Raw genomic sequence first — 25,659 nt, 5'->3', positions numbered from 1 at the left:
ACACGTAGAACGGCACGGGCACACCGTTTTCTCCCGGCTTGCGAGCCTGTTTTTAAACAAGAAATATTTCTCAACATTTCAGGGCATCGTCGTTCCGGAACGGACATCGCTCTATTTGCGGAAGTTTGGCGTGCGCAAACCACGCCTGATCTGGACCCGCCATGGCGCAGGCGATCGTGCTATCGGTTTTGCACGGGACGTAAAGAATTTTGATTACGTTCTGATGGCCGGGCGTAAGGTGGAGCAGCGACTGCTGGCTCAGGGAGCCATCCGCCCCGGCTGTTATCATACTGGTGTTTATGCCAAATTTGACATGGTGCGCCGTATGCGGAGCACGAGCACCCGCCTGTTCAATAACAACCGCCCGACGATCCTCTACAACCCGCATTTCAACGCGCGGCTGTCATCCTGGCCGAAAATGGGGCTGAATGTTCTTTCTCATTTCGCCAATCAGGACCGTTATAATCTGATCTTTGCGCCTCATTACCGGCTATTCGATAACCGGCGCACTGAAGCACGCCAGCTTGAAAGAGCCTTTGGCGGGCATTCCCATATGATTATAGACACCGGCAGCACGCGCAGTATCGACATGACTTATACGTCGGCTGCGGATCTGTATCTGGGAGACGCGAGTTCTCAGATAGCGGAGTTCCTGGTCCAACCCCGCGCCTGTCTCTTTCTCAACGCCCATAATGTGACGTGGGAAGGGGATGAAAACTATAGATTCTGGACACTTGGGCCAGTTGTGAACACGGTCGACTATCTTGGCGAAGCCGTGGACGACGCATTTTGTTCACATGATGCTTTCGTAAATCTGCAAAAAGATTATATACGCGACACGTTCGATCTCAGCGGAGACGAACCCACTGCGCCCGTAGGCGCCGATGCAATTGTTGATTTTCTTCGAATGGCCAGCTGATGAACGTTATGAACTCTGCCTCTTTACCTTCAAACGAAGAGACCTTGCAGCCGGTTCCAACACAGTCCGGTCAGCCGCGCCGTTATGGGGACTTCGCCACATTCCCTGCTGCCTTGGATTATGCAGCCCAAGGCGATGCCGGTTTTAATATCTATTCTGGCAAAGGGGTTCTGCTGGAAGCCCTTCCTTATAAAAAACTTCGTGAACAGGCGATTGAAACCGGCCAGCGCCTGCTGGGGATGGGCCTTCAACCCGGTGACCGCGTTGCAATTGTGGCTGAAAGCGATGGTGATTTCGCACGGATATTCTTTGGGTGTCAGTATGCGGGCCTTGTTACCGCGCCGCTCCCCCTCCCTGTCGCTTTTGCGGGTAAAGAGGCTTATCTCTCAACCTTGCGGGGAATGATCACCAGTTCTGGCGCAAGCGCCGTGATTATTCCGCAGATTATTGAAGGCTGGACGGATGACATTGTCAGCGGTTTAGGGCTGGTTTTTGCCGGGTCCCCTGCGGATCTGATGGCGCGTCCTGTTTCTGATGTGCCTCTGCCCGAAATTCAGCCCGAAGCCTTGTCTTATCTTCAGTTTTCTTCCGGTAGCACTCGTTTTCCAATGGGTGTCTGTGTGAGCCAGCAGTCCGGAATGGCCAATGTCGCCGCTATTGCCCATGATGGGTTGCAGGTACGTGAAACCGGAGACCGTTGCGTTTCATGGCTTCCCCTCTACCACGACATGGGATTGGTTGGGTTCTTCCTCACCCCCATGACCTGCCAGTTAACGGTGGACATGCTCCCTACCCGGGAGTTTGCCCGTCGCCCGCACGTCTGGCTTGACCTCATCAGCCGGAACCGGGGCACGATCGCCTACAGCCCGTCCTTTGGTTACGAACTGTGTGCACGCCGTCCTGCGTCAGCAGGTCTTGACCTTTCAAGCTGGCGGGTAGCTGGAATTGGCGGAGACATGATCCGTCCCCATATTCTAGAAGAGTTCTCCGAACGCTTTGCCAGTGCGGGTTTCAGCGCAAAAGCATTTGAAGCCAGCTACGGCATGGCGGAAGCCACTTTAGCCATCAGCTTTGCTCCCCTGAACACTGGGATTCAGACGGATACGGTTGACCTGACAGTCCTGGAAAGCAAAGGCATTGCCACAGCCCCTACCCATCCAGACACACCAACCCGGACCTTTGTTCTGTGCGGTAAGGTTCTTCCAGACCATGGCCTGGAGGTTCGGGATGCCCATGGCAATATTCTGGGAGACCGGCAGGTGGGCACCATTTTTGTGCGCGGCCCCAGCCTGATGGATGGTTACTTCCGCCGCCCTGACGAAACGCGCCAAGTGCTTGATGGGCAGAAATGGCTGAACACCGGTGATCTGGGTTACATGCTGAACGGCCAGATTGTGGTAACAGGCCGCGCAAAAGATCTGATTATCATCAATGGGCGGAATATCTGGCCGCAGGATCTGGAATGGTCGGCTGAAACCAATATTCCAACTCTCCGCAGCCGGGATGTGGCGGTCTTCTCTCTTGAAAAAGGAGAGCAGGAAGAAATTGTAGCTCTGATTCAGTGCCGCGCGACGGACCCGCAGATGCGCGAAACCTTGCGTAATGACGCTGCAAACCTGTTCCGACGCCTACACGGAGTTGATGTTTCTGTTGTGCTGGTTCCACCTCATGCCTTGCCGCAGACATCGTCTGGCAAACTGACACGGGCCAAGGCACGCAACATGTTTTTGAGCGGTGTGTTTGAACCGCAACCAGATGTAGCCCCAGCCTGCTGAGCTTACTCCGCGTTCCTGATGGAGGGGAGACACTGGTCAAACCCTTGTTTTTCTCCCATAAGGTCGCGCCATTGGGCGGAAGCTCATTTTGTTTAAACACGCATAAGGATGAAGGGATCCGATATGAGCGAAACCGTTGAAAGCGTTTCTGCGCTGATCATCCAGAAGCTTCTCGCCAACCCGAAGGTGCCTCGCGATATCGATGGAAACTGCAAGATCATGGAAGATCTTGCCTTTGATTCTCTGGCGGTCATGAACTTTGTCATGGAAGTTGAAGATACGTTGGATGTCTCCGTTCCGTTGGACAAGCTGGCTGACATCCGTACCATCAATGATCTTGCAACCTGCATTGTTGACCTGAAAAACAAAGGCTGAGTGCGTATGACGTCACTTTTTTCCAAGTTTGACGGCACGGCCAGTGCACTTGGCGCTCTGGTCCAGGCAGGCGGACGCAACCCCTTTGCTGTTGTCATTGAAAAGCCGATTTCTTCGACAGTTGGCGTGATTGAGGGCCGGGAAACACTGCTTTTCGGCACCAATAACTATCTTGGCCTCAGCCAGTCCGAGCGTGCCATCAAGGCTGCACAGGACGCGGTGGGCAAATATGGCGTCGGCACAACAGGGTCACGCATCGCCAATGGCACGCAGTCCCTGCACCGTCAGTTGGAACAGCGTATTGCTGCCTATTTTGGCCGCCGGGACGCCATGGTTTTTTCCACCGGGTATCAGGCCAATCTGGGAATGATCTCCACCTTGGTGGGAAAAGACGATTATCTGATTCTGGATGCAGACAGCCACGCCAGCATTTATGATGGCAGCCGTCTGAGCCCTGCGCAGGTGATCCGCTTCCGCCACAATGATGCCGAAGATCTGCACAAACGCCTTAAGCGACTGGACGGAACGCCGGGCGCAAAGCTGATTGTTGTGGAAGGCATTTATTCCATGACCGGCAATGTGGCACCCATTGCGGAAATGGCGGCCGTCAAACGGGAAACGGGCGCATATCTTCTGGTTGATGAAGCCCACTCCTTTGGCGTGATGGGAGAAAAAGGGCTGGGTGTTGCAGAAGAAGCTGGCGTTGAAGCCGATGTGGATTTTGTGGTTGGCACCTTCTCCAAAAGCCTTGGTACTGTTGGCGGTTATTGCGTTTCCGATCACCCTGAACTGGAAATGGTGCGTCTGAACTGCCGCCCCTATATGTTTACGGCATCATTGCCGCCAGAAGTGATTGCCGCCACCATGGCCGCGCTGGAGGACATGCAGGAACACCCTGAACTGCGGACGCACCTGATGGCCAATGCGGCCCATCTGCATGCAGGCTTCCACCGGATTGGTCTGAACGCCAGCCGACAGGTAAGCCCGGTTATTGCTGTTACTCTGGAATCCTTGGAACAGGCCATTCCCATGTGGAACCGGCTGCTTGACCTTGGGGTGTACGTCAACCTGAGTCTGCCCCCGGCCACCCCAGACCATCGCCCCCTGCTGCGGTGTTCCGTGATGGCAACCCACACACCCGCCCAGATTGATCAGGCAATCGAAATTTTCCGTCAGGCTGGTCTGGAATCTGGCGCTATTGCTGAGTCCGCCCTTTAACGGCTTTTTTGAAACGCTCCCTTACGCCACAGCCGCCATAACAACGGCAGACCGGCAATAAGGGGGTGTTTTTCTGCAAATGGCGTAAGCACTACGGTTATGCCGCTATGCCGTTCAATTTTCCACGCGGCATAGCGTGCGCCGCCAGAGAAAGTAAACGCTGCTTTCATCAACCGGACAATATTAAGAGGTTTCCCAAGGTTTTTCCTCAGCCCCCATGCTTTTTCCTGCTTTTCTTTTTGAGCAGGCGATAGGATCGGCTTAAGCATCCCGCCATTTTCATGCACGCCCAGCCCTGCTACCCGCCAGCATGGCAACAGAAGGCGATCATAGCGATCCTGATAGCTGGCAACGATACCAGCTCCTCGCCCTGCTTTTTCCACTCGCAATTCAGCCTGATACGTTCGGCGATAGAGCGCATTCCAAAACTCTTCCGGCTGTCCACTCTCCGGCCCCAACCATGCAGACCATAAGGCAGCTGTGATGGTGGCCCGCATAACGCACTGCTGCAAAGCATGCGCAGCTTGAGAGTCCACGGCCCAGACCAACCTTACAGGTTGCGAAAAACGAGCCCATACAGTGGTGTCCCATGTCTGCAAGCCCGTTAAGGTGCGAAACTGCGCCAAAGACAAAAGCGCCACCTTCGCCCGAAGCAAACGCCCACCAATCTCGATTTCATGATATTCCACATTTGGTGGTAAAAGCGCATTGCCCATACGCGCCAGAAAAGGCCGAGGCCAATCTGACTGCCGCCGCAAAATGACATAAAAATCAAGTAATGTGTCTTCTTGAACTCCGCTGCGCAGCCCTGATCCATAAAACAGGACTCCCAAAGGCCGGGCAGCCCCAAGCATGGCACTTACAAATTCTGTGATTTCGGAGGCTACGGGGGTGCTCAGTTCCTGATGGATCTGTTCACTCAGCATTTTATGGGCATTGACCTGTTCGCCAGAGAGCCGTTCCGCCATCACTCTCGCCTTTTTACGCCTGAAGAAAAGACACGATTGGCCCCGCAGTGATGTCCAGACACTGGCCTGGCCCGGTATCCAGCACCTCCCCGTCCAGCACAAAAGACTGCTCCGTGCACAACCGGATCCGCTCGGAAGAACCGCTACGGTAAAATGGGCTGTTCTGCATCCATGCGGGAGCCCGCCCCCGCACGAGGTTCCAGATGGCTTTGGTCAATCGTTCCGGTCGGGCTTCAACATTCAAATAACTGATACCCCGGTCTGCTTCTCCCTCCGATTTCCAGAAAGGCCAGATTCCATGAGGCAGACACTGCAGTCCTGTGCACAGAAAGAGGAAACACGCCTGCATTTCTGGCGTATTTTCTTCCAGCCCCAGCTCTACAGGCGTGCCATTCAACCATCCCTGCCGCAGACGGGGTGTCAGTAGCTGGCGCGCTGTGAGAGCAAACGTTGCCAGCACCGCAGCGTCATGGGCGTAATTTTTCAGAATAGCGGGCTGGTGGGCGATCTCAATCGCGCGTGTAAAAGCGCCCAGCCCCCCAAAAAAGCCGAGCTCGGCGGCCCGATCCTGTCCTGGCCATGAGATGACCAGAGGCTGACGCTGTTTGACATCAGAGAGCAACCGTTTTGATCTGGCCCGCTCCTGTAGGCGGCGCAGGGCTTCCACCCCACGCAGACCAAACCCGACATCTGCCGCAATCAGATTCGTATTACCTGAAGGTAATACCGCAATCATGGGCAAGCTGTGGTTGGGGTAAGAAGAGGCATACAGAACGCTCAGCACTTTGCCGACCGTTCCGTCCCCGCCATCAACAACAAGACACTCCACCTGTTGGCGGGCGAGATCTTCAATTGTTTCTTGCAGGGCCTCGGATGTAGCCGGCGCATAAAACATCGGACCGAGCATTTCCTGCGCGGTTGCAAGGTATTGACGATCCGCCTTGAGATTGCGTCGGCTACGGGAATTGTGAATTAAGGCGAAACGATCTGGCACTCAGACACTCATGCGGTTGCAGATAATGCGCCAGCGCCTTTTGCCCCGGCATACGCCGGTGGTATAGTGAGACTTCATGCACTTGTCACATGCTGTCCTTTCAGCCCCCCTTGTGCCGGAGTTTCCTGTTTTTGCCCTCTCTTCAAATTGCACATTTTTCTGACCCGCATTTACCGCTGGTCGGGCTCCCGGCGCTGCGTGAAATCCGCTTCAAACGTATGCTGTCCCTTCTCTCCTGGCGGCTCAAGCGCCGCCATATGCATCTGGGTGCGCCATTGGCGGTTGTCATGCAGGATATTGGCCGCCACAACCCGGATCTGGTGGCTCTTACAGGCGATCTGACCAATCTGGGACTGGCATCGGAATTTGAGGCGGCAACGCGCTGGCTACAAGCTCAGGACTTGCCGGATACGCTTCTTGTGCCCGGCAATCATGATGCACTGATCCGTGAGAACGCTGAGAGCAAAAGCGTACAGTGGGCCCCTTGGTTACAAAGCCAGACGGGATTTCCGTCCTTACTGAAAAAAGGAAGCGTGGCGCTGATCGGATTGAACAGCGCCACGCCGACCCCACCTTTCTTTGCATCGGGACGCGTTTCAGAAACCCAACTTGACGCTCTCGGCGGCCTTTTGCGCCAAACGGGAGAAAAAGGACTCTGCCGGATTGTGCTGATCCATCACCCACCGGTGCAAGGACTGGTAAGCAAACGAAAGGGACTGGATGGGGTGGAACGATTACAGGCCATCCTGAAACGCGAGGGAGCAGAGCTTGTTCTGCACGGCCACTCGCACCGTGCGACTCTCTCTAACATTCCACACACGCATATTCCGGTTGTTGGCACGACATCTGCCTCACATAGTGCGACCACTCTGGTCCAGGCCGCAGGATGGAACTGTATTTCCGTTCTGGCTGAGGCCAATCACTGGCAGATAAGCATTCAAAGGCGAGAACTAGGCGCTAACGGCAGGATGCAGGACGGATTTTTGCACCATTTCTCCCCCCATCGCCTTTCTTGCACAAAGGCGCTATGAAGCCGCCATGCAGCACGAGCCTCTCTTGCGCAGGGTGAAAGCGTTCTTCACGCCGGGAACGCTGGACCGTTACCTGATTGCGCAGGTCATTCCGCCTTTTTTGGTTGCACTTTCCGTCGTGATGGCGGCGTTGCTGCTGGAGCGGCTGCTGGTGCTGTTCAACCTGCTGGCGGCAGGCAATAATCATCTGGGCACATTTTTGGAACTGCTGGGCACTTTGCTGCCGCACTATCTGGGGCTGGCCATTCCCGCCGCCCTGTGCGTGAGCGTGTTCTCCGTTATCCGGCGCATGAGTCAGAACGAAGAAATTGACGCCATTACCAGCAGCGGCATCTCTCTTGTGAGGATTACCCGCCCCTTTATCCTGCTCGGCGCTTTTCTGGGGTTTCTGTCCTTTCTGCTGTATGGCTTTGTCCAACCCCATGCCCGCTATGACTTCCGAGAGGCATTCTACGTTGCCAGCCACACAGGCTGGGCCCCCCGCCTGCAATCACGCATGTTCGCCAGCCCCTCCAACCATCTGACCCTTGTGGCAGACCATGTGGATCATGCTGGCTCCAACCTGCAAAAGGTGTTCATTCGCGATACCTCCGACCATCAGGAGCGGGACATTACCGCCGCGCGGGGGCACATCCGGCTGGCATCTGACAATTCCGCCGTGGAAATTGATCTGGAAGACGGCACCATCCTGACAGACAACGGAAAGAATGTCCCGTCTCTCACCACGTTCGACCACGCGACCAAAACGTTGACGGAAGCCTCTCACCTGTCACCCTTCCGCCAACGCGGAGAAGATGAACGGGAACTGACCTCTCCAGAGCTGGTCAGCCGCCTGATACAGCGGGACCCGGCTATCTCCCGCCCCCATATGCGCTCAGAGGTCCATTTCCGGCTGGCGCGTAGCCTGACCATCCCGTTCATTCCCGTTCTGGCGGCAGCCCTTGCCATCATGCGCAAGCGGCAACGCAGCAGCGCAGGGCTTGTGGTGGCGTTTATTGTGATGGTGGGCTTTGACCACCTGCTTCAGTTTGGGCACAGCATGGTTGCCACAAAAAAGGCTCCCCTTCTTATTATCTGGGGGCCTGCATGGGTCTTTGTGATCGGCTGCTCCTTGTTGCTGCTGTACAAGGCTGGCGTGTTTCAGGCGCTCAAAGCCCAATGGACCGCCAGACGAGCGTCTTCAACCACCGGAGGAGAGGCTGTACCATGAGCAAAACCTCTCATCCGCCCCGGTTTGTTCTCCTACGTTATCTTTCCGGTGTCCTGCTCAACCGCGTGCTCTTTAGCTGCGCCGTGCTTGTAGGGCTTCTGGAAATTCTGGCTCTGCTGGAACAGACAACGCCCATCCTGCAACGCCACCTGGGTATTGCGGGAATTCTGACCTACGCGGGCATGCGGCTACCCTTCCTCATGGCGGGGGCACTCCCTCTCAGTCTGCTGATCGGGGCGCTGGTCATGCTCTCCCAAATGACATTGGCGAGTGAGATGGCCATCCTGCAGGCATCGGGCCTTTCCATGCTCGGCCTGTATAAACGCCTGATCCCGGCCACGTTGATTATTGGTGCGCTGGGAGTCGTTCTTGATGATCAGGTAACACCACGATCGGAACAGGCGTTGGCCGCCTGGTGGAACCGAACAGATCCCCACCCGGAAAAAGGCCATGCCTTCTGGTTTCATGAAGGGCGGCAGGTTGCGCGTGTGACCTACGTGGCTGATGGGGGCAACATGCTCTCCGGTCTGGATATCTACTCACGCGATGAAAAAGGTTTGTTGCAAGAAGTGATCCACGCTGATCGCGCTGATTATACCCATGCCAATGGGTGGGTTCTTCACACCGTCAAACGCATTCAGATCAATGATCCAACGGCAACGCGCCTGCCGTCAGAAGAGCAGCGAAACTGGCAGACAACCTTGCATCCGTGGGATTTTATCCGCCTTTCTACAGAAAATCCGCCCCTTTCATCCGGCACCATCATCGGCATGTTGCGGGGGCATCTGCCTTCTGATTCCAGTCCGGGTTTTCTACAGGCCGGGCTGCTTGAGCGCTTTCTGCGTCCGGCTGCAATGCTGGTACTCCTGTTAATTGCCATGCCGGTGATCTATATCCCTCCTCGCACGGGCACCCGTAGCTGGCTTCCGGTCTGGTGTCTGGGGGCAGGTCTGCTGTTTATTGTGGCGCAAGGTCTTCTACGCGCCATGGGCAATGCGGGCCTTCTGCCACCGCCCGTTGCAACTGTTCCTGGCCTGATTATCTTCACGCTGGGGGCCGCAACAGTGCTTTTGAGGAATGAAGCAAAATGAGTGGAACGCTGAACAATGCGAGCCTGAAAACAGGCCGGAGCTTTGATCTGGGCAAAATGAACCTCAGACAGCTTTGGGTTGCGTATCTCACCTACCCGACCATTCTGCTCTATTTTGCTCTGATTGTTGCCTGCATTGCCGTCGCCACGCATTTTTTTGCAGGATGGGGCGCAACGCTTGTTTCCATCGTTGCCGTTATTCTGGTCTATCCACTGGTGTGGTATCTGCTGCACCGCTATGTGCTGCATGGTCGCGTTCTGTATAAAATGAAGTGGACCGCATCCTTGTGGAAACGGATCCACTTTGACCACCATCAGGACCCGCATCTGCTGGATGTGCTGTTTGGTGCGCCCGTCACCACGCTGCCAACAATCGCCATCATCACCTGCCCCATCGGCTATCTGATCGGGGGTATTGGGGCATCTGCCACGGCATTTGGCACAGGCGTTACCATTACGTGCATTTATGAATTTTTCCACTGCATCCAGCACCTGAACTATAAACCGCGTTCCGCCTGGATCCAGCGCATGAAAGCCCGCCACGTTCTGCATCATTTCCATGATGAAGACGGCAATTTCGGTATCACCAGCTTTGTGGTCGATCGCCTGTTTGGCAGCTATTACAAGGACGCCAAAGCACGCCCCCGCAGCCCGACCGTTTTTAATCTGGGCTATGACATCAAGGAAGCCAAAATCTACCCGTGGGTGATGGATCTGACAGGCTCCCCCCCACGTGACCGTCCGGATGGCGCCCGGCCAGACGCCAAAGCAGCGCGTGGCACCCGGCACGCCGCATGAACATTCCTTCCAAAGGTCTGAACGTTCTGGTTTTGGCCGGTACACGGCCCGGGGCGCCAGACCCCATGGCGCAGGCAGCCGGGGTTTCTCATAAAGCCATTCTGCCCGTAGCAGGCACTCCCATGATTTTGCGGGTTCTGGCCTCCCTCCGTGCTACCCCAGCAGTTGGACGAATTGCTGTCTGCATTGATAAACCGACGGTTCTGAATGGTATTTTACCACCTGATGTCGGCATCATCCCTTCTCGCCCGGAAGGGCCAAGCGCCAGCGTTCTGGCGGGGTTGGCGCAGTTCGGCACGCCGTTGCTTGTCACTACGGCCGACAGTGCTTTGCTGCGCCCCGACTGGATTACGGAATTCCTGGAAAAATGCGGCCCACAGTGTGATGTCGCCGCCGCAGTTGCCCCTGAAACCGTTGTGCTGCGAGATGTGCCGGGCACCAAACGCACCTTTATCCGGCTTTCTGATCTGGCGTTCTCTGGCTGTAATCTGTTTCTCTTCAATTCCCCTGCCGCCGTAAACGTGGCGACGCTCTGGCTGAAAGTGGAGAAAAACCGCAAACACCCTCTCCGCATTGCCTGGCTTCTGGGGCCAATGGTGCTGCTAAAAGCGCTCTGCAAAAAACTGAGCCGGGCGGCCTTGTGCGCTCGGATTGGCAAGCTGACAGGTGCCCGGGCTGAACTGATCTGCCTTTCGGATGGTCGCGCTGCCGTGGATGTCGATAAGCCTGCCGATCTGGCTTTGACAGAGAAACTGATTGCGGCTGAAGCGCCAGCCTGAAACTGAATTTCCATGCGTATTGCTTACGTCATCAACTCCACGGAAGGCGGTGGTGCGGCCTTTCCTGTTCCAGCCATTACGCGGGTGCTTCGGCAGGCTGGTCATGAAGTCGCTGTTTTCGCCCTGACCCGGCGCGATGGACGCGCCGAAAAACCGATGCGCGATGCCGGGTTGGAGGTTTTTATCCGCGAGGGTGGCCGAAAAGACCATCTGGCCGCCTTTTTCTGGCTGCAAAAGCAGATTGCATTGTGGCGGCCCACCCATATCTGGACCTCCCTGACGCGGGCAACGCTTCTTGGGCAGAGCGTAGGGCAGAAACGTGGTATCCCTGTCATAAGCTGGCAACATTCAGCCAAACTCCGTCCGCCGAATGACACCTTGCTCCGCTTGCGGCGTAACGCATCCTGCCTATGGATAGGCGATTCCGATTACGTGACACAGGTTACCCGCACCCAGTTGGGCATCCCCGCAGACAGGCTGATGTGTTGGCCCATTTTTCATGCGCGGGCTTCTGCCCCGCAAAGCCGCCCATGGCAGGCAGGCGAGACCATCCGGCTGGGTTCAGTGGGCAGACTTCATCCAGTTAAAGGGTATGACACGCTTTGCCTTGCGCTGGCACAGCTTAAGCAAACAGATGCGCTCCCTCCGTTTCACCTTACTATTGCCGGAGAAGGCGAAGAACGGGCGAAACTGGAAGCGCTCGTGCGGCTTCATGGACTGCAGAATGAGGTCTCCCTGCCGGGATTCTGCTCAGACACCGGTGCGTTTCTGGCGGACCAGCATCTGTATCTCCAACCCTCTCACTGGGAAGGATTCTGCATGGCTGCGCATGAAGCCATGCAGGCAGGTCTTCCGGTTATTTCATCAGCAGTGGGAGAACTGACACGCTCTGTCCAACCCGGCGTAACAGGATGGACTGTGCCTCCACGCAATACAGAAGCGCTCTCGGCCTGCCTCGCACAGGCGCTCGCACGCCCTGAAACGCTCCATCAGATGGGACAAGCTGCCCGAAGCTATGTCTTCTCCCATTTCAATGAAGACGCGTTTACCAAAGCCGGACAGGCTGTTCTCGCGCGGTTGGCTCAGATCGCCCCCTAAAGACAGGAACAGCCAGATATCTGGTCTGACTGCCTGCAAAATCTGACAGGGCGGGTCTGGAAGGCGTTTTGCAGATCAGCGATGTTTCCCGTCACAGTGGTGAGCCTGCATCGAGCCTTTCGGTCGGCTTTCAGCCCCTTGCCAGCCCTCGCTTTCCGGTTTCTTGAAACAGCCTTTTGGAAGAGCTGTAATCCCTCGCCTCTCCCTACGTTCTCATAGAGCCCCGCATGCGTTCTGCAGTAGCCATTCTGCTTTCTCGGGCACATCGACCATGCTTGCCGCTTCGGCCTGCGCCAGTTCCGCTAGATTGCCATCACCATACCCCCACGCTGCAAACAGAGCCGGACAGCCTGCCCCCTGCGCAGCCAGAAGATCTGGAGACATATCCCCGATCATCACACTGCTCTCCGGTTGCGCTCCGGCCATGGCAATTGTTCCCAGAAGATGGCCGGGGTCCGGCTTTCTAACGGCAAAGCTGTCTCCTCCCCCCACACAGGCGAACAAGGGAGAAAGGCCAAACCGTTCCAGAATGGCCAGTGCCGCGACTTCCGGCTTGTTGGTACAGACTGCAAGCAGCCATCCCCGCGCCTGAAGCGTATGAAGCGTGTCTTCTGTGCCCGGAAACAATCGGGATAGCCGGGTGGCCCGTGGGGTGTAGAACTCCATAAAGCGGCGGCAGGCCTGAGCGTGATCTATGTCCGCCACCTGCGCACCCGCTCCTTTTTCTGCCCCAGCCTGAAGCAGGCGTTCAACCAGCATGGGCACCCCGTTGCCAATCATGCGGCGCACTTCTGCGTCTGATACGGACGGCAGAGCATAGCTGGCCAGCAGTTCCCGCCCGCATTCTGCCAGATCCGGCAGGGAGTCCAGCAATGTGCCATCCATGTCAAACACTGCGAGTTTCTGTTTCATCACTGCTTTTGCCTTCTTCAGTAAAGTCCTGAAAAATTTTATGATATCCAGATTTCAGGTTTCCTCCAGCCCGGCGTTTGACAGGGGCGTGAGGTTGGCTTACCGCAATTCAATCATGACATCTCCTCTCCCTTCCCGTCCTGCCACTGCGGTCCTGCTGGCCGCCGGGCTGGGCACCCGCATGAAGTCCTCCCGCCCCAAAGCCATGCAACGGCTGGCCGGCCGCCCCATGCTGGCGCATCTGATCGCCAATGCGGCAGATGTGTTTGATCGGCTGGTGGTGGTCATTGGTCCTGAAATGGAAGATGTTGCCGAACTGGCAGCCCCTTACCCGGTGGTAGTACAGCATGAACGGCTGGGCACCGCCCACGCGGCCCTGCAGGCTGAAGCATATTTTGGCGAAGGGGATGTAGCCGTACTCTATGCGGATAATCCGCTGATTTCGGCTGAAACTCTGAACCGCCTTCTGGAAGAACGCCGCTCGCCCGATGTTGGGCTTGCACTGCTAGCCATGCGCCCCAAGGAACCGGGACGATATGGCCGGGTAGTTGCACAGGACGGCAATGTGGACCGTATTGTGGAATGGGCGGACGCCACATCGGAGGAACGCGCCATTGATCTATGCAATGCAGGCGTTCTGTGCGCGGATGCAGACACCTTCCGCACGTGGTTGAAGGCTGTGAAAAATGAAAACGCCAAAGGTGAATATTACCTGACGGACGTGGTCGATCTGGCGGTAGCGGACGGCGTACGTGTACGCGCCGTGGAAGCTGCAGAAGATGAACTGCGTGGCATCAATTCCCGCGTGGAACTGGCCGAAGCTGAAGCCGCCCTCCAGAACCGCCTGCGCACGAAAGCCATGGAAAACGGCGTAACGCTGGTCGCGCCGGAAACAGTCTTTCTCTGCGCTGATACCGAACTTGAACCCGATGTGCTGGTCGAACCGCATGTGGTGTTCGGCCCCGGTGTTACCGTGCGAAGCGGCGCAGAAATCCGTGCTTTCAGTCATCTGGAAGGGTGTGAGGTGCAGGCCAATGCGCTGATCGGCCCCTATGCCCGCCTGCGCCCCGGAGCGGATATTGGTGTAGGAGCCCACATTGGCAATTTTGTTGAGGTCAAGAACACCACGGTAGGAGACGGTGCCAAAGCCAACCACCTGACCTATCTGGGCGATGCCGATATTGGTGCCCGGACCAATGTGGGGGCCGGTACCATTACCTGCAATTATGACGGCTTCTTCAAACATCGCACCTTAATTGGTGACAACGTGTTTGTCGGCTCAAACGCCATTCTGGTGGCCCCGGTCAGCATTGGCACCAATGCCATGATTGCTGCTGGCAGCACCATTACCAAGGATGTGCCTGAAAATGCCCTTGCCTTTGGCCGCTCCCGTCAGGTGAGCAAACCCGAACTGGGCAGGCACTTCAAGGAAACACTCAAAGCCCGAAAGGAAAACGGCTGATGTGCGGAATATGCGGTGTTGTCGGTCTGCGACATGCCACGCCCATCGTCTTTGAAGGACTGCGCCGTCTGGAATATCGCGGATATGATTCCGCCGGTATCGCCACGTTGGTGGACGGCCGGGTAGAACGCCGCCGCGCTGCCGGCAAGCTGGATAATCTGGGCGCGCTTCTTGAACAGGACCCGCTTCCGGGCACAACGGGTATTGGCCACACACGATGGGCAACCCATGGTGCCCCCACAACCTGCAATGCACACCCGCATGGCACGGAGCGCGTCGCCATTGTTCACAATGGTATTATTGAGAACTTTGAAGACCTCCGCCGTGAACTGGAAGAAGCCGGACAGGTTTTCAGCACGGAAACGGATAGCGAAACCATAGCCCAACTGGTGGATTACCATCTTGGGCAGGGCCTTGCCCCCAAGGATGCCGCGTTAAAAGCCCTCAACCGTCTGGAGGGGGCTTATGCCATCGCCATGATCTTTGCTGGTCATGAAGGGCTGATGATTGGCGCCTGCCATAGCGCCCCGCTGGCTGTTGGCTATGGCAAGGATGAAATGTTCCTTGGGTCTGACTCCCTCGCCCTTGCACCGCTGACCAACCGCATCACCTACATGGAAGATGGGGACTGCGTGGTGATCACTCCGCAAAAAGCGGAGTTCATGACGTTTGACGGCACGCCTGTTCAGCGCAAGGAGCAGACCACGGCTCTGGCCGCAGGTGCCATTGGCAAGGACGGCTACCGTCATTTCATGGAAAAAGAGCTGCATGAGCATCCGCTGGTTATTGGCCAGACCCTGCAGCGCATGGTTGACCCTGCCAGCCGCCGCGTATTTTTGCCGGACATGCCTTTTGATCTGGCCACTGTGCCTCGTGCGGTGATCACCGCCTGCGGTTCAGCATTCTATGCTGGCATGGTTGGCCGCTACTGGCTGGAAGCCATTGCGCGGCTGCCGGTGGATATCGACGTTGCCAGTGAGATGCGGTACCGCAACCCGCCACTGACGGAAGGCTCGCTCGGCCTGCTGATTTCTCAGTCTGGAGAAACGGCGGATACATTGGCGGCTCTGCGCAGCTTACGCCAGAAAGCCATCCATATTCTTTCCGTGCTGAATGTTGAGCACAGCACCATGGCGCGTGAAAGTGACAGTGTTCTGGGGACTGTGGCTGGCCCGGAAATTTCCGTGGCCTCCACCAAGGCCTTCACGGCTCAACTGACAGTGCTTGCCTGCCTGACTATTGCCACGGCCCGCGCACGCGGCACGCTAGATGCGCTTGCAGAAGAAGAACTGGTAGCAGCCCTGCTTGATCTGCCAAGCCGCGCGGCAGAGGTCTTTACGCAAGGTGCAGCCATACGGCGGCTTGCAGGCGTTGTAGCCGAGGCCCGTGACGTTCTGTATTTGGGCCGCGGCAGCATGTTCCCCATTGCCATGGAAGGTGCGCTGAAACTCAAGGAAATTTCCTACATCCATGCGGAAGCCTATGCCGCAGGGGAAATGAAGCATGGTCCGATCTCCCTGATTGATCGCACCGTGCCGATTGTCGCCAGCGTGCCTTACACGCCCTTGTTTGATAAAACGCTGTCCAACCTTCAGGAAGCCAAGGCTCGTGGCGGGCGTCTGCTGGTCTTTACAGATACCAAGGGCGCGGACCGTGTTTCCGCCATTGCGGAAGACATGGTGGTTCTGCCGCATGTGCATGATTTTGTTGCCCCCATCCTGCAAACCATTCCCGTGCAGATGCTGGCGTATGAAGTTGCTGTTCTGAAGGGAACAGATGTGGACCAGCCCCGCAATCTGGCAAAGTCCGTAACGGTTGAATAAAACCGCGAACTCATCACACTAGACGCAATAAGCGTCTCTATATCGCCCGAGTGAAAGTTTCTCTTTCACTCGGGCTTTTTATTGGCCCTGTTTTCAGAAGAGCCTTGCCCGTTACGGGAACTGACGTGGGGCGCCATCCAGCAGAACCGTGATGTGGCCCAGTTTGGGATGATCCAGCTCCAACCGGACGGCCACAAAGCCTGCAGCCCCAATCCGTTCAAACCAGGCCCGGCCCGGCTGCGGGTTACGCAGTTTGCTTTGTTCGTTGCTGAGCTTGAACCCCTTGATCTGCTGCCCCACAAAATTGCAGCGCAAGGCTGCCTCGCCCCAGTCCAACGGTCCGCTTGAGGGAAGTTTCTGCTCGCTTCCCGCCTGCACGGAAAGCGTTGTCAGCCGCAATCCGTCAAAAACTTTTTCCTGCAAGGCACAGTTCTGTGTCTCTCTTACCTGCCGTAGCAAACCCATCAACATGGCTAGCGTATCAACCGCACCTTGCCGCTCAGCTTCTGTCACCGCCTCCCGGTTTGTCTCCGGCGGATCAAGTTGGGTGACCTGTGGCAGGTTGTCCTTATAGGTAAGGGTGATATGCCGGTTTGTGCGACGCGACCAGCCTTTGCTGTCAAACGTTTCTGGAGCCACGACCTGCCCGGCGAACCGTCCCTGAGCGGTAAGAGTCAGGTCTGTTTTCATGAACATATTAAACAGACCCGCCGTTTTGACATGCGCCCCAATCCCATATTGGGCATTATCAAGCCGGTAGGACGCCTGAATGTCCATCACATGCAGGCCGTGCACGAACACCAGATATTTTACTTCTGTTTGAGGTGTCTGTTCGGCTGCCCGACTGGCCCCCGCAGCGCCCATCACCAATGCCAGACTCGCACTTACAGTCAATACGGCTCGGCGCACAGTTGCCCACCCAGTTCTCTTACAGGACCGAGGCATAATCTTCCTTTTCAATTGGTGAGGGCTGATGAGATCAGACCGGCTGACAGATATCAGAGAGCAGCTTTCACTTTAACGCTCGCTCTCTACGCCTTCCGCCATAGCGTTTCTATACCCCAACCGCCCGGAAACAGCCTGAGCAAGCGCAACAGCGCGGTTACCCAGTTCGCTCACATCATACCGCCCCAGTTCTGTCTGAGGGAGGCTCACGCCTACTCCGGCAATCATGCGGCCAGAGTAGTCTTTCACTCCGGCCCCAAAGCACCACAGGCCATCATGAATTTGTTCATCATCCACCGCATAGCCACGCTCACGAATCTCGGCAATCTCCCGCACTAGAGTCGTGACAGAACGGATTCCATTGGGTGTCATGGGTTCGGGCCAGGTGGACGCGGGATGCAGGGTCAGCCACTCCCTGAAGGATGTATCATCCATCCCGGCCAGCATGGCGTTTCCGGTAGCTGTAAAAATAGCAGGCAGACGCATGCCTACACGGAAGGAGGCCCCCAGCACCGTGGCGCTGTTGCGGCAGGCCACATACACCACTTCCATCCCTTCAAGCAGGGTCAGTGTCACCGTAAAGGTGTCGAGATCAGAAAAGCCATCAAGGGACTGATAGAACTCCGTCACCAGATCCCGCTTTTCTGTCACGCCCCCCACCCAGTCCAGAAGCCGGGTGCCCAGCCTGTAACCCTGCGTGGCTGTTTTTTCCAGCAACCCCAGTTCAACCATAACTGCCAGCAGCCCGTGCACGGTGCTCCTTGGCAGATCCAGCTGCCGGGCCACATCCGCCGCCAATGGAGGCCGCTGCGCAGCCTTGACCAGATCGAGAATACGCACGGCCCGACGGAGCGCCGGGACAGAATCCTGAGGTTTGGACATGCCGATCTTATTTTCCTTGTTGACAAGAGGAGGCGATATCCTCATTATTCCAAATACGGGATCGTGTTCAACATAATGAACAATAATAAACGAACACGATCTCCAACGCAAAAAATTGGTGGAAGCCTGACAAGAACCCGCAACTGGGCAGCAGGCTTCCCCCTCCCTCTCTCCTCTCGCCCCTTCTCTTTTCTTGCGCTAGACAGGGCTTCTTACCCCTGAGACGTTTGCAACAAAAGAGGCACCACGCCATGACCACAGCTTATGATTTCACGCTCCCTGGCCTGGAAGGCGACACAATCAACCTCAATGACTATCGCGGTCGGCCGCTTCTGATTGTCAATACGGCCTCCAAATGTGGCTTTACACCGCAATATGAAGGCTTACAGGCTATTTGGAGCCAGTTCCGAAAAGCAGGACTGATGGTTATTGGTGTACCAAGCAATGATTTCGGGCAGCAGGAACCGGGAACGGCCTCTGAGATTGCTTCTTTCTGCCACCGCAATTATGGCGTCAGCTTTCCCATGGCGGCGCGCAGTTCTGTAAAAGGAACAAACGCCATTCCGCTGTTCCAATGGCTGAACAAGGAATGTGGTTTTCTGGGCCGCCCCCGTTGGAATTTCTATAAATATCTGATCAACCGATCTGGCCAGCCTGCTGCCTGGTTTGCCAGTGTGACATCCCCCACATCGCCCCGCGTGCGGGATGCCATTGAACGGACTTTGCTGAACGGCTGAAAAAAGATGGTGGCGGCTGGAGTCAGCGCGCCACCACAAGCCCATCCCGAAGAGTGATCACACGGTCCATACGGCTCAGCAACTCCTCATTATGAGTTGCGACCAAGGCTGCTAACCCCTGATTTTTCACAGCCGCCATCAGTTCCGTAAAAACGGCATCGGCTGTCCACACATCAAGATTGCCCGTCGGTTCATCGGCCAGCAGTAAAGCGGGCCGGTTTGCCAGAGCACGCGCAATAGCAACCCGTTGTTGCTCGCCGCCGGACAACTTGCCGGGCAGATGCTTCAGCCGATGGTGTAAGCCGAACATATCCAGCAGTTCATCCGCCCGTGCGCGGGCCTCCGCCTTGCGTGTGCCTGCAATCATTTGCGGCAACATCACATTTTCCTGGGCGGTGAATTCTGCGAGCAGATGATGAAACTGATAAACAAATCCAATTTCATCACGCCGCAACGCCGTACGCCCAGCATCCGCTAGCCCACGGGTGCTCTGGCCGCAGATTTCAATCTCCCCCTCATCAGGCGTATCGAGAAGACCTGCCAGATGCAGAAGAGTGGATTTGCCAGTGCCCGAAGGGGCAACCAGTGCCACCAGTTCACCCGCATGCAGGGTGAAATCGGCCCCTTGCAGAACGGGAAGAGATCCGTCCTCCCCGCTACGGTACGTTTTTTTTACGCCCTGAAGACGCAGAACCACATCATTCATGACGCAAAGCCTCAACTGGGTCAGTCCGTGCCGCACGCCAGGAGGGATAAAGCGTGGCCAGCAGAGAAAGGGTAAGTGCCATGCCGATCACTTCCCCTACCTGCCCCCACACCAGCTTGGCCGGAAGATGCGTCAGATAATAAACTTCGGGGTTGAAAAGATTGGTGCCCGTCAGGCTCTGCAACGCCTGCCTGATGCGTTCAATGTTCATACAGAACACCACGCCCAGCACCGTACCGGCCACCGTGCCTGTTACGCCTACGGAGGCACCACACATCAGAAAAATGCGCATGATGGCGCCCCGGCTGGCCCCAATGGTGCGCAATACGGCAATATCCCCTGTCTTGTCTTTGACCATCATGATCAGCGACGAGATCACATTGAAGGCTGCCACAAGAATAATAAGTGTCAGGATCAGGAACATGACGTTCTGTTCCACCTGCACCGCGCCAAACAGAGCATTGTTGGCGTTTGTCCAGTCCAACACACGCAGGCCGGGATCGCCCACCGCGTTGATGATCCGCATGGTTACGGGCCGGACATTCTGGGCGTCCTGCACCATGACCTGAATCTGCGTAACCTTGTCCGGCATCTGGAAGTAAACCTGCGCGGCATGCATGGGCAGGAACACGTAGCTGGCATTGTAGTCATTCACGCCAGCATCAAAAATCGCAACAATATGGTAGGCCCGCACACGCGGTACGGTGCCAAAAGCCGTTGCAGCGCCCTCCGGTGAAATCAGCGTAATACGCGACCCGATGGAGAGGCCTGCACGGGACGCGAGCGTGACCCCAACGGCCACAGCATCATCCCCTTCAAAATCATCCAGAGACCCGGCCACCAGAGAGGAGCTTACCCCTTTAAGGTCCAGCAGCCCCTGTTTGGTCATGCCATGCACCACGCCGCCAGAATTGAAAGAGCCAGCGCTCAGAAGCACCTGCCCTTCCACCAGCGGGGTTGCACTGATAACGCCGGGCACCTTGCGCACCCGGTCTGTTACCTCTTCATAATGGGAGATGGTCCGCCCGGAGCCATAAATGCTCAGATCACCATTCAGACCGAGAATGCGGTCCATCAGATCGGCCTGGAACCCGTTCATGACCGCCATAACGATAATGAGCGTGGCCACACCAAGTGCGATCCCCACTAGCGAGAAAATGGCGATGACAGACACAAACCGCTCACCACGGCGCGCCCGGAGGTACCGCCCGGCTATTGCCCGCTCGAAGGGACCAAACATGCTCAGCCTGCCAGAACCAGTGCCAGAGCGTCATCCACGCTCAGGTCATGCCGCTCACCTGTCGCACGACGCTTGAGTTCCACACGCCCTTCCTTTGCGCTCCGTGGCCCGACCACAATCTGCCACGGATGCCCCATCAGATCCGCATCAGCAAATTTGGCGCCAGCCCGATCCGTGCGGTCGTCATACAGGAAGGCTTCCGTATCCACATTATAGATGCGTTCACACACGGCATCGCACGTTTCATCCCCCACTTTCAGGTTCAGAATCGCGGCCTTGAAGGGCGCTACGGCATCTGGCCAGATGATCCCGTTTTCATCATGGCTGGCTTCGATAATTGCTCCGGCCAAGCGGGAGACACCAATGCCATATGACCCCATTTCCGGGTAGATCTGAGAACCATCAGGCGCACTTACGCTGATATCCATGGCCTTGGTGTATTTGGTACCGAAGTGGAAAATATGTCCCACTTCAACGCCACGGCCTTCACGCCGACGCTCTTCCGGCACGGCGTCCCACGCCGTGGTGTCATGCATTTCATCGGTGGCGGCATACGGCGTGGTCACCCGCTTGTAGAAGGTTTCCAGCGCCAACGGGCTGTTCACATCAACAGGTTCATCCAGCCAGTCCTGATCTTCCAGCGCGGCATCATAGAACACGCCGCTCTCACCCGTGGGGGCCAGAATAAGGAATTCATGGCTGAGTTCCCCGCCAATGGGACCAGTATCAGCCCGCATGGGCACGGCCCGCACGCCCAACCGCTGGAACGTACGCAGATACGCCAACATCATCCGCTGGTAGCTGGCAACGGCGGAGGCATAATCCAGATCAAAACTGTAGGCGTCTTTCATCAGAAATTCGCGGCCGCGCATCACACCAAACCGGGGGCGCATTTCGTCACGGAATTTCCATTGGATATGATACAGAACCTGCGGCAGTTCCTTGTAGGATTTAACAGTCTGCCCGAACAGATCCGTAATCATTTCCTCATTGGTTGGCCCGTACAGCAGTTCCCGCTTGTGCCGGTCCTGAATGCGCAGCATTTCCGGCCCGTAAGCATCATACCGGCCCGAACGCTTCCACAGATCAGCAGACTGAAGGGTGGGCATCAGCACTTCCTGCGCGCCAATGCTATCCTGCTCTTCACGCACAATCTGGCTGATGTTGCGCAGCACCTTCAGCCCCGCTGGCAACCACGCATAGATACCGGACGCCGTCTGCCGGACCAGCCCTGCACGAAGCATCAGCCGATGAGAGACGATCTGCGCCTCTGCCGGGTTTTCTTTAAGGGTAGGGAGAAAACTGCGCGAAAGACGCATGGTCGTACTCAACCTTGTCTGTAAGGCAGACCACAGCAGGGTCTACCCGAAAAATTCCTGAACATCTTCTGCTGTAAAGCACTGTGCCCATAAAGAAAACCCGCATCATGCGGGCTTCCTTCCACGGCTTATGTGCCTATCATGCAGGCAAAGGCTTCAGACACGCAGAACGTGCACATCCACCAGCGGGCGCTTCTGAAGCTTACGCCCCAGAGCCCGGCGCAATGCCGTCTTGGCGGCATCACGGAACGCCTGATCATCATTCCGCAGTTCATCGGGAATAACATCCAGCGCGTTGGCGAATTCTTCACGCACGCGCACGCTTTCCAGATCATCCGGGTCCAGCAGGCCGGGCGCGCTCAGTTTGGGCTCGCCGATAACAAACCCTTCGTCATCCACCGCAAAGCTGGCAATTACCACACCGTTGAACAGCATCTTGCGACGCGCCGCCAGAACGCCACCATTCATTGGCAGCAGACGGCCTCCATCCAGCGCCAGACGACCGCTGGGTGCAGTATCCACCACTTCGGCCTTGCCCGGAGCAAGACGCAGAATATCGCCATCTTCAAGCAGAATGGGGGCAATCCCCTTATCCTGCGCCAAAGCGGCATGCGCCGTGAGGTGACGCCATTCGCCGTGAACCGGCACAGCATATTGCGGCTTGATCAGATCATACATGGTGCTCACGTCACCGCCCGTGGCGTGACCCGATACATGCACAAAATGGTCTTTATCCGTAATCACGCGCACGCCACGACGGGACAGATTGTCCTGCACGGCCATAATGGCGCGCTCGTTACCCGGAATCATACGGCTGGAATAGATGACCGTATCACCCTCACCCAGAGAAATGTTGGGGTGAATATCGAGAGAGATGCGGGACAAGGCGGAGCGCGGCTCACCCTGGCTTCCGGTAATGATCATGACCGTCTGATCATCGGGCACATCATTCGCATCCTGCTCGTTCAGGAACGGCAGAACGCCAGACAGATATCCACATTCACGCGCAGCCACATCCAGATTGCGCAGGGAGCGGCCAACCAGAACCACCGTGCGGCCGGCCGCCTGTGCAGCCATGGCAATGGTTTCAACGCGGGCTACGTTGGACGCAAAGCAGGTAACGGCGATACGGCCTTTAAGGCTGCCGATCAGGTCCGTCATGCTCCGACGCACTTCCGATTCGGACTGGGAGGCACCGGGCTTCATCACGTTGGTGCTGTCACACACCAGAGCCAGAACCCCTTCCTCACCCACTTCCTTCAGGCGTTTGATATCCGTCGGCGGGCCAACAAGCGGGTCCGGATCAAGTTTCCAGTCCCCGGTATGCACCACAATCCCTGCGGGCGTGCGCAGAACAACGCTCTGCGCTTCTGGCACGGAATGGGTAACGGGAATGAACTCAAGATTGAAAGGCCCGACATCAAACGTGCCACCACAAGGGATGACATGAATCGGCACTTCCTGAAGCAGGCGGGCTTCACCCAGTTTACGGCGCAGCACGGCCCCAGCAAAAGGGGTCACGTAAACAGGGCACTGCAGAAGCGGCCACAGGTGAGCCACCGCGCCAATATGGTCTTCATGCGCGTGGGTAATCACCAACCCTGCCAACTGGTCTCGACGCTCTGCAATAAAGGTGGGATCAGGCACCAGAATTTCAGCTTCCGGTGTGTCGTTTCCGCTAAAACCAATACCGCAATCTATCGCCAGCCAGGTTTCCCCCAGGCGATAGAGATTAAGATTCATGCCAATCTCGCCCGTTCCGCCCAAGGGCAGAAAGGCGAAATCGCCGTTCTGGTCTGTCATTAGATGTACTATCCTTCTGTCAAAAGATCTTTTTCGATTGTAAGACGCGGCAAGGGATTCCGCCCCGCCAATATCCGCAGCCCGTTCAGGGTCAGCATTGAATCCACGTGATCAAACACCGTTGTTCCTTCCGAGAAGAGCGGAGCCAGACCGCCGGTTGCGAGCACTTTCATATCCTGCCCGACTTCCCGCCTGATCCTCTCGACGATCCCCTCGATCAAACCCACATACCCCCAGAACACCCCTGAGCGCATAGCCGTAACGGTATTACGCCCGATAACGGAATCAACTGCCGGGCGCCCAACACCAATACGCGGCAGACGCGCCGCAGCCTGATGCAAGGCTTCAACAGACAGATTGATCCCCGGCGCAATCACACCACCGCAATAACTGCCTTCACTATCCACCACATCAAACGTGGTAGCCGTGCCAAAATCAATAACTGTTAACGGTCCACCATACAGATGGTGTGCCGCCAGACCATTTAAAAGACGGTCCACCCCAACTTCATCGGGGTTATCCATCTTGATCACAAAGCCCCAATCCAGCCGGGCAGAGGCCAGAAGAGGTTCAACTGCGAACCACTGACGACACAACGTACGCAGATGATAAAGAGCCGCTGGCACCACTGTGCCGATCACCGCGCCTTCAATATCATCAGCGGAAATACCCTGCATCCGCAGGAGCGCCAGCAGCCAGACGGCGTATTCATCAGACGTACGCTGCGCCTGCATGGTGATACGCCACGTACCCCGCCACTTTGCACCATCATGCACGGCAAACACCACATTTGTGTTGCCTGCATCAATGACGAGCAGCACGTCCTGCCCCCTGTGATGCCAGCAGGATATCTCCTGTTGCGATCGTTTTCATCCCGTTTTCCGTTTCAAGCAGCAGCCGACCATCTGCGGCCAGCCCTGCAAACCGCCCCTTTTCATAAGTAGTCCCGCCGTTTACCACAAGAGGCGTGCCCACAGGATGCGCCCGTTTCATCCATTCCGCACACAGAATACCAAACCCTTGGTGCTCCCAGACATCCCGCCAGCGTGTGATCTGCGCCAGAATGGCCTCCGCCACAGCACGCGGATGAGGAGGCTCTCCGTATCGTCCCAGAAAGGCTGCCTCCCGCCCTATGGCGTCCGTTGCCGGAGACCGCGCCAGATTGGCACCCATGCCGATAATGAGGGCCCGCCCTTCCCGCTCGATCAGAATGCCGCCCAGTTTCTGCCCATCCAGCAGAATATCATTGGGCCATTTGATCATCAGATGATCACGGGCGGCGGGCATGGTCTCTGCCAACCCTTCAAAAAAAGCAAGGGACGCAAGAAAGGGCCAACCGCCCAGAGCATCCTGCCCCGCCTGCTGGCCATCAAGAAGCATGGAAAGAGCGAGGCTTTGCCCTGCATCAACCCAGTTCCGCCCCCGGCTGCCCCGCCCCTTTGTCTGCCGCAAAGCCAGAAGGGCCAGACCAGGCTTTTCGCCCGCTCTGGCCCGTTCAAGGCATACATCCGAGGTTGAAGTCAGTTCATCATAACATTCCAGCCGCCAAGGCGGACAAACTGCCTTCATTCCATC

General features: G+C 56.7%; 24 protein-coding genes (1 of these 24 cut by a window edge). 13 read left to right on the top strand and 11 right to left on the bottom strand.

All coding sequences use genetic code 11. From position 1 onward, the window contains the following. The 4 genes from QWU00_RS14590 to spt form a co-directional block, all read left to right on the top strand. On the top strand, positions 1-919 hold the 3' portion of the coding sequence (locus QWU00_RS14590) for a sensor domain-containing protein (protein ID WP_035380801.1). The gene continues 212 nt to the left of window position 1, outside the view; 919 of the gene's 1,131 nt are visible here — the last part of the coding sequence; the start codon falls outside the window, past its left edge; it ends in the stop codon at positions 917-919. Beyond that, a complete protein-coding gene (locus tag QWU00_RS14585; RefSeq protein WP_150395567.1) occupies positions 919-2,694 on the top strand; it encodes a fatty acyl-AMP ligase in 1,776 nt (591 codons plus the stop codon). Before QWU00_RS14590 ends, QWU00_RS14585 begins: the two co-directional genes overlap by 1 nt. Positions 2,695-2,817: 123 nt before the next feature. Beyond that, entirely contained in the window at positions 2,818-3,069 is a 252-nt protein-coding gene (locus QWU00_RS14580) for an acyl carrier protein (RefSeq protein WP_006558274.1), read from the top strand. A gap of 6 nt (positions 3,070-3,075) precedes the next feature. Further along, positions 3,076-4,287 carry a serine palmitoyltransferase gene (spt, locus tag QWU00_RS14575; RefSeq protein ID WP_035380803.1) on the top strand — a complete coding sequence of 404 codons (1,212 nt, stop codon included), beginning with the start codon at positions 3,076-3,078 and terminating at the stop codon, positions 4,285-4,287. Here spt and QWU00_RS14570 read toward each other — a convergent pair. Both QWU00_RS14570 and QWU00_RS14565 read right to left on the bottom strand, forming a co-directional pair. Next, entirely contained in the window at positions 4,284-5,213 is a 930-nt protein-coding gene (locus tag QWU00_RS14570; RefSeq protein WP_035381042.1) for a hypothetical protein, read from the bottom strand. The two genes, spt and QWU00_RS14570, sit on opposite strands and share 4 nt — an antisense overlap. 55 nt (positions 5,214-5,268) lie before the next feature. Continuing rightward, positions 5,269-6,249 (bottom strand): diacylglycerol/lipid kinase family protein, encoded by a 981-nt coding sequence (locus QWU00_RS14565; RefSeq protein WP_035380806.1) that lies wholly within the window; start codon positions 6,247-6,249, stop codon positions 5,269-5,271. A gap of 89 nt (positions 6,250-6,338) precedes the next feature. Here QWU00_RS14565 and QWU00_RS14560 point away from each other — a divergent pair, with 89 nt between their 5' ends. From QWU00_RS14560 to QWU00_RS14535, 6 genes are read left to right on the top strand one after another with little or no spacing between them, the layout of a single operon-like run. Next, complete coding sequence (locus QWU00_RS14560) at positions 6,339-7,280, top strand: metallophosphoesterase family protein (RefSeq protein ID WP_052051398.1); 942 nt, start codon at positions 6,339-6,341, stop codon at positions 7,278-7,280. Between the two features lie 7 nt (positions 7,281-7,287). Then, positions 7,288-8,490, top strand: a complete 1,203-nt coding sequence (locus tag QWU00_RS14555; protein WP_035380808.1) for an LptF/LptG family permease — start codon at positions 7,288-7,290, stop codon at positions 8,488-8,490. After that, on the top strand, positions 8,487-9,581 hold the full coding sequence (locus QWU00_RS14550) for an LptF/LptG family permease (RefSeq protein WP_035380810.1): 1,095 nt from the start codon (positions 8,487-8,489) through the stop codon (positions 9,579-9,581). The genes QWU00_RS14555 and QWU00_RS14550 overlap by 4 nt, the downstream gene beginning before the upstream one ends. Then, positions 9,578-10,378 carry a sterol desaturase family protein gene (locus QWU00_RS14545; RefSeq protein ID WP_035380812.1) on the top strand — a complete coding sequence of 267 codons (801 nt, stop codon included), beginning with the start codon at positions 9,578-9,580 and terminating at the stop codon, positions 10,376-10,378. Before QWU00_RS14550 ends, QWU00_RS14545 begins: the two co-directional genes overlap by 4 nt. Continuing rightward, entirely contained in the window at positions 10,375-11,157 is a 783-nt protein-coding gene (locus QWU00_RS14540) for a nucleotidyltransferase family protein (protein ID WP_035380813.1), read from the top strand. Before QWU00_RS14545 ends, QWU00_RS14540 begins: the two co-directional genes overlap by 4 nt. Before the next feature lie 12 nt (positions 11,158-11,169). Beyond that, positions 11,170-12,255, top strand: a complete 1,086-nt coding sequence (locus QWU00_RS14535) for a glycosyltransferase family 4 protein (protein WP_035380814.1) — start codon at positions 11,170-11,172, stop codon at positions 12,253-12,255. 213 nt (positions 12,256-12,468) lie between these two features. Here the strand turns inward: QWU00_RS14535 and QWU00_RS14530 are convergent, their stop codons facing one another. Further along, positions 12,469-13,167 carry an HAD hydrolase-like protein gene (locus QWU00_RS14530; RefSeq protein ID WP_035380816.1) on the bottom strand — a complete coding sequence of 233 codons (699 nt, stop codon included), beginning with the start codon at positions 13,165-13,167 and terminating at the stop codon, positions 12,469-12,471. A 115-nt stretch (positions 13,168-13,282) separates the two neighbouring features. Here QWU00_RS14530 and glmU point away from each other — a divergent pair, with 115 nt between their 5' ends. Together glmU and glmS are read left to right on the top strand one after the other, a co-directional pair. Next, complete coding sequence (gene glmU, locus QWU00_RS14525; protein WP_035380818.1) at positions 13,283-14,629, top strand: bifunctional UDP-N-acetylglucosamine diphosphorylase/glucosamine-1-phosphate N-acetyltransferase GlmU; 1,347 nt, start codon at positions 13,283-13,285, stop codon at positions 14,627-14,629. Continuing rightward, positions 14,629-16,452, top strand: a complete 1,824-nt coding sequence (gene glmS / locus QWU00_RS14520; protein ID WP_006558262.1) for a glutamine--fructose-6-phosphate transaminase (isomerizing) — start codon at positions 14,629-14,631, stop codon at positions 16,450-16,452. The genes glmU and glmS overlap by 1 nt, the downstream gene beginning before the upstream one ends. Before the next feature lie 111 nt (positions 16,453-16,563). On the opposite strand, the gene QWU00_RS14515 is transcribed toward glmS, so the two are convergent. Both QWU00_RS14515 and QWU00_RS14510 read right to left on the bottom strand, forming a co-directional pair. Then, positions 16,564-17,397 (bottom strand): DUF3108 domain-containing protein, encoded by an 834-nt coding sequence (locus QWU00_RS14515; protein ID WP_081939079.1) that lies wholly within the window; start codon positions 17,395-17,397, stop codon positions 16,564-16,566. A gap of 72 nt (positions 17,398-17,469) precedes the next feature. Further along, positions 17,470-18,279, bottom strand: coding sequence for an IclR family transcriptional regulator (locus tag QWU00_RS14510; RefSeq protein WP_035380822.1), 810 nt, complete (start codon positions 18,277-18,279; stop codon positions 17,470-17,472). 251 nt (positions 18,280-18,530) lie between these two features. Between QWU00_RS14510 and QWU00_RS14505 the strand changes: the two genes are divergently transcribed. Beyond that, positions 18,531-19,016, top strand: a complete 486-nt coding sequence (locus QWU00_RS14505) for a glutathione peroxidase (RefSeq protein WP_035380824.1) — start codon at positions 18,531-18,533, stop codon at positions 19,014-19,016. A gap of 22 nt (positions 19,017-19,038) precedes the next feature. On the opposite strand, the gene QWU00_RS14500 is transcribed toward QWU00_RS14505, so the two are convergent. From QWU00_RS14500 to QWU00_RS14475, 6 genes are all read right to left on the bottom strand, one after another. Next, a complete protein-coding gene (locus QWU00_RS14500; protein WP_035380826.1) occupies positions 19,039-19,722 on the bottom strand; it encodes an ABC transporter ATP-binding protein in 684 nt (227 codons plus the stop codon). Further along, a complete protein-coding gene (locus QWU00_RS14495; RefSeq protein ID WP_035380828.1) occupies positions 19,715-20,962 on the bottom strand; it encodes a lipoprotein-releasing ABC transporter permease subunit in 1,248 nt (415 codons plus the stop codon). Before QWU00_RS14495 ends, QWU00_RS14500 begins: the two co-directional genes overlap by 8 nt. 2 nt (positions 20,963-20,964) lie before the next feature. Continuing rightward, positions 20,965-22,281: a proline--tRNA ligase gene (gene proS, locus QWU00_RS14490; protein ID WP_035380829.1), complete on the bottom strand. Its 1,317-nt coding sequence runs from the start codon at positions 22,279-22,281 to the stop codon at positions 20,965-20,967. Between the two features lie 156 nt (positions 22,282-22,437). Beyond that, complete coding sequence (locus QWU00_RS14485) at positions 22,438-24,084, bottom strand: ribonuclease J (protein WP_006558254.1); 1,647 nt, start codon at positions 24,082-24,084, stop codon at positions 22,438-22,440. Between the two features lie 8 nt (positions 24,085-24,092). Next, positions 24,093-24,905, bottom strand: coding sequence for a type III pantothenate kinase (locus tag QWU00_RS14480; protein WP_035380831.1), 813 nt, complete (start codon positions 24,903-24,905; stop codon positions 24,093-24,095). Then, positions 24,889-25,653, bottom strand: a complete 765-nt coding sequence (locus QWU00_RS14475; RefSeq protein WP_035380832.1) for a biotin--[acetyl-CoA-carboxylase] ligase — start codon at positions 25,651-25,653, stop codon at positions 24,889-24,891. Before QWU00_RS14475 ends, QWU00_RS14480 begins: the two co-directional genes overlap by 17 nt. Positions 25,654-25,659: the final 6 nt, after the last annotated feature.

It is taken from the genome of Acetobacter tropicalis, from assembly GCF_030644465.1.
In the GTDB taxonomy this organism is placed as follows: domain Bacteria; phylum Pseudomonadota; class Alphaproteobacteria; order Acetobacterales; family Acetobacteraceae; genus Acetobacter; species Acetobacter tropicalis.
Note: the sequence above shows the minus strand (reverse complement) of the source record. Positions and strands in the feature narration are given on the sequence as shown.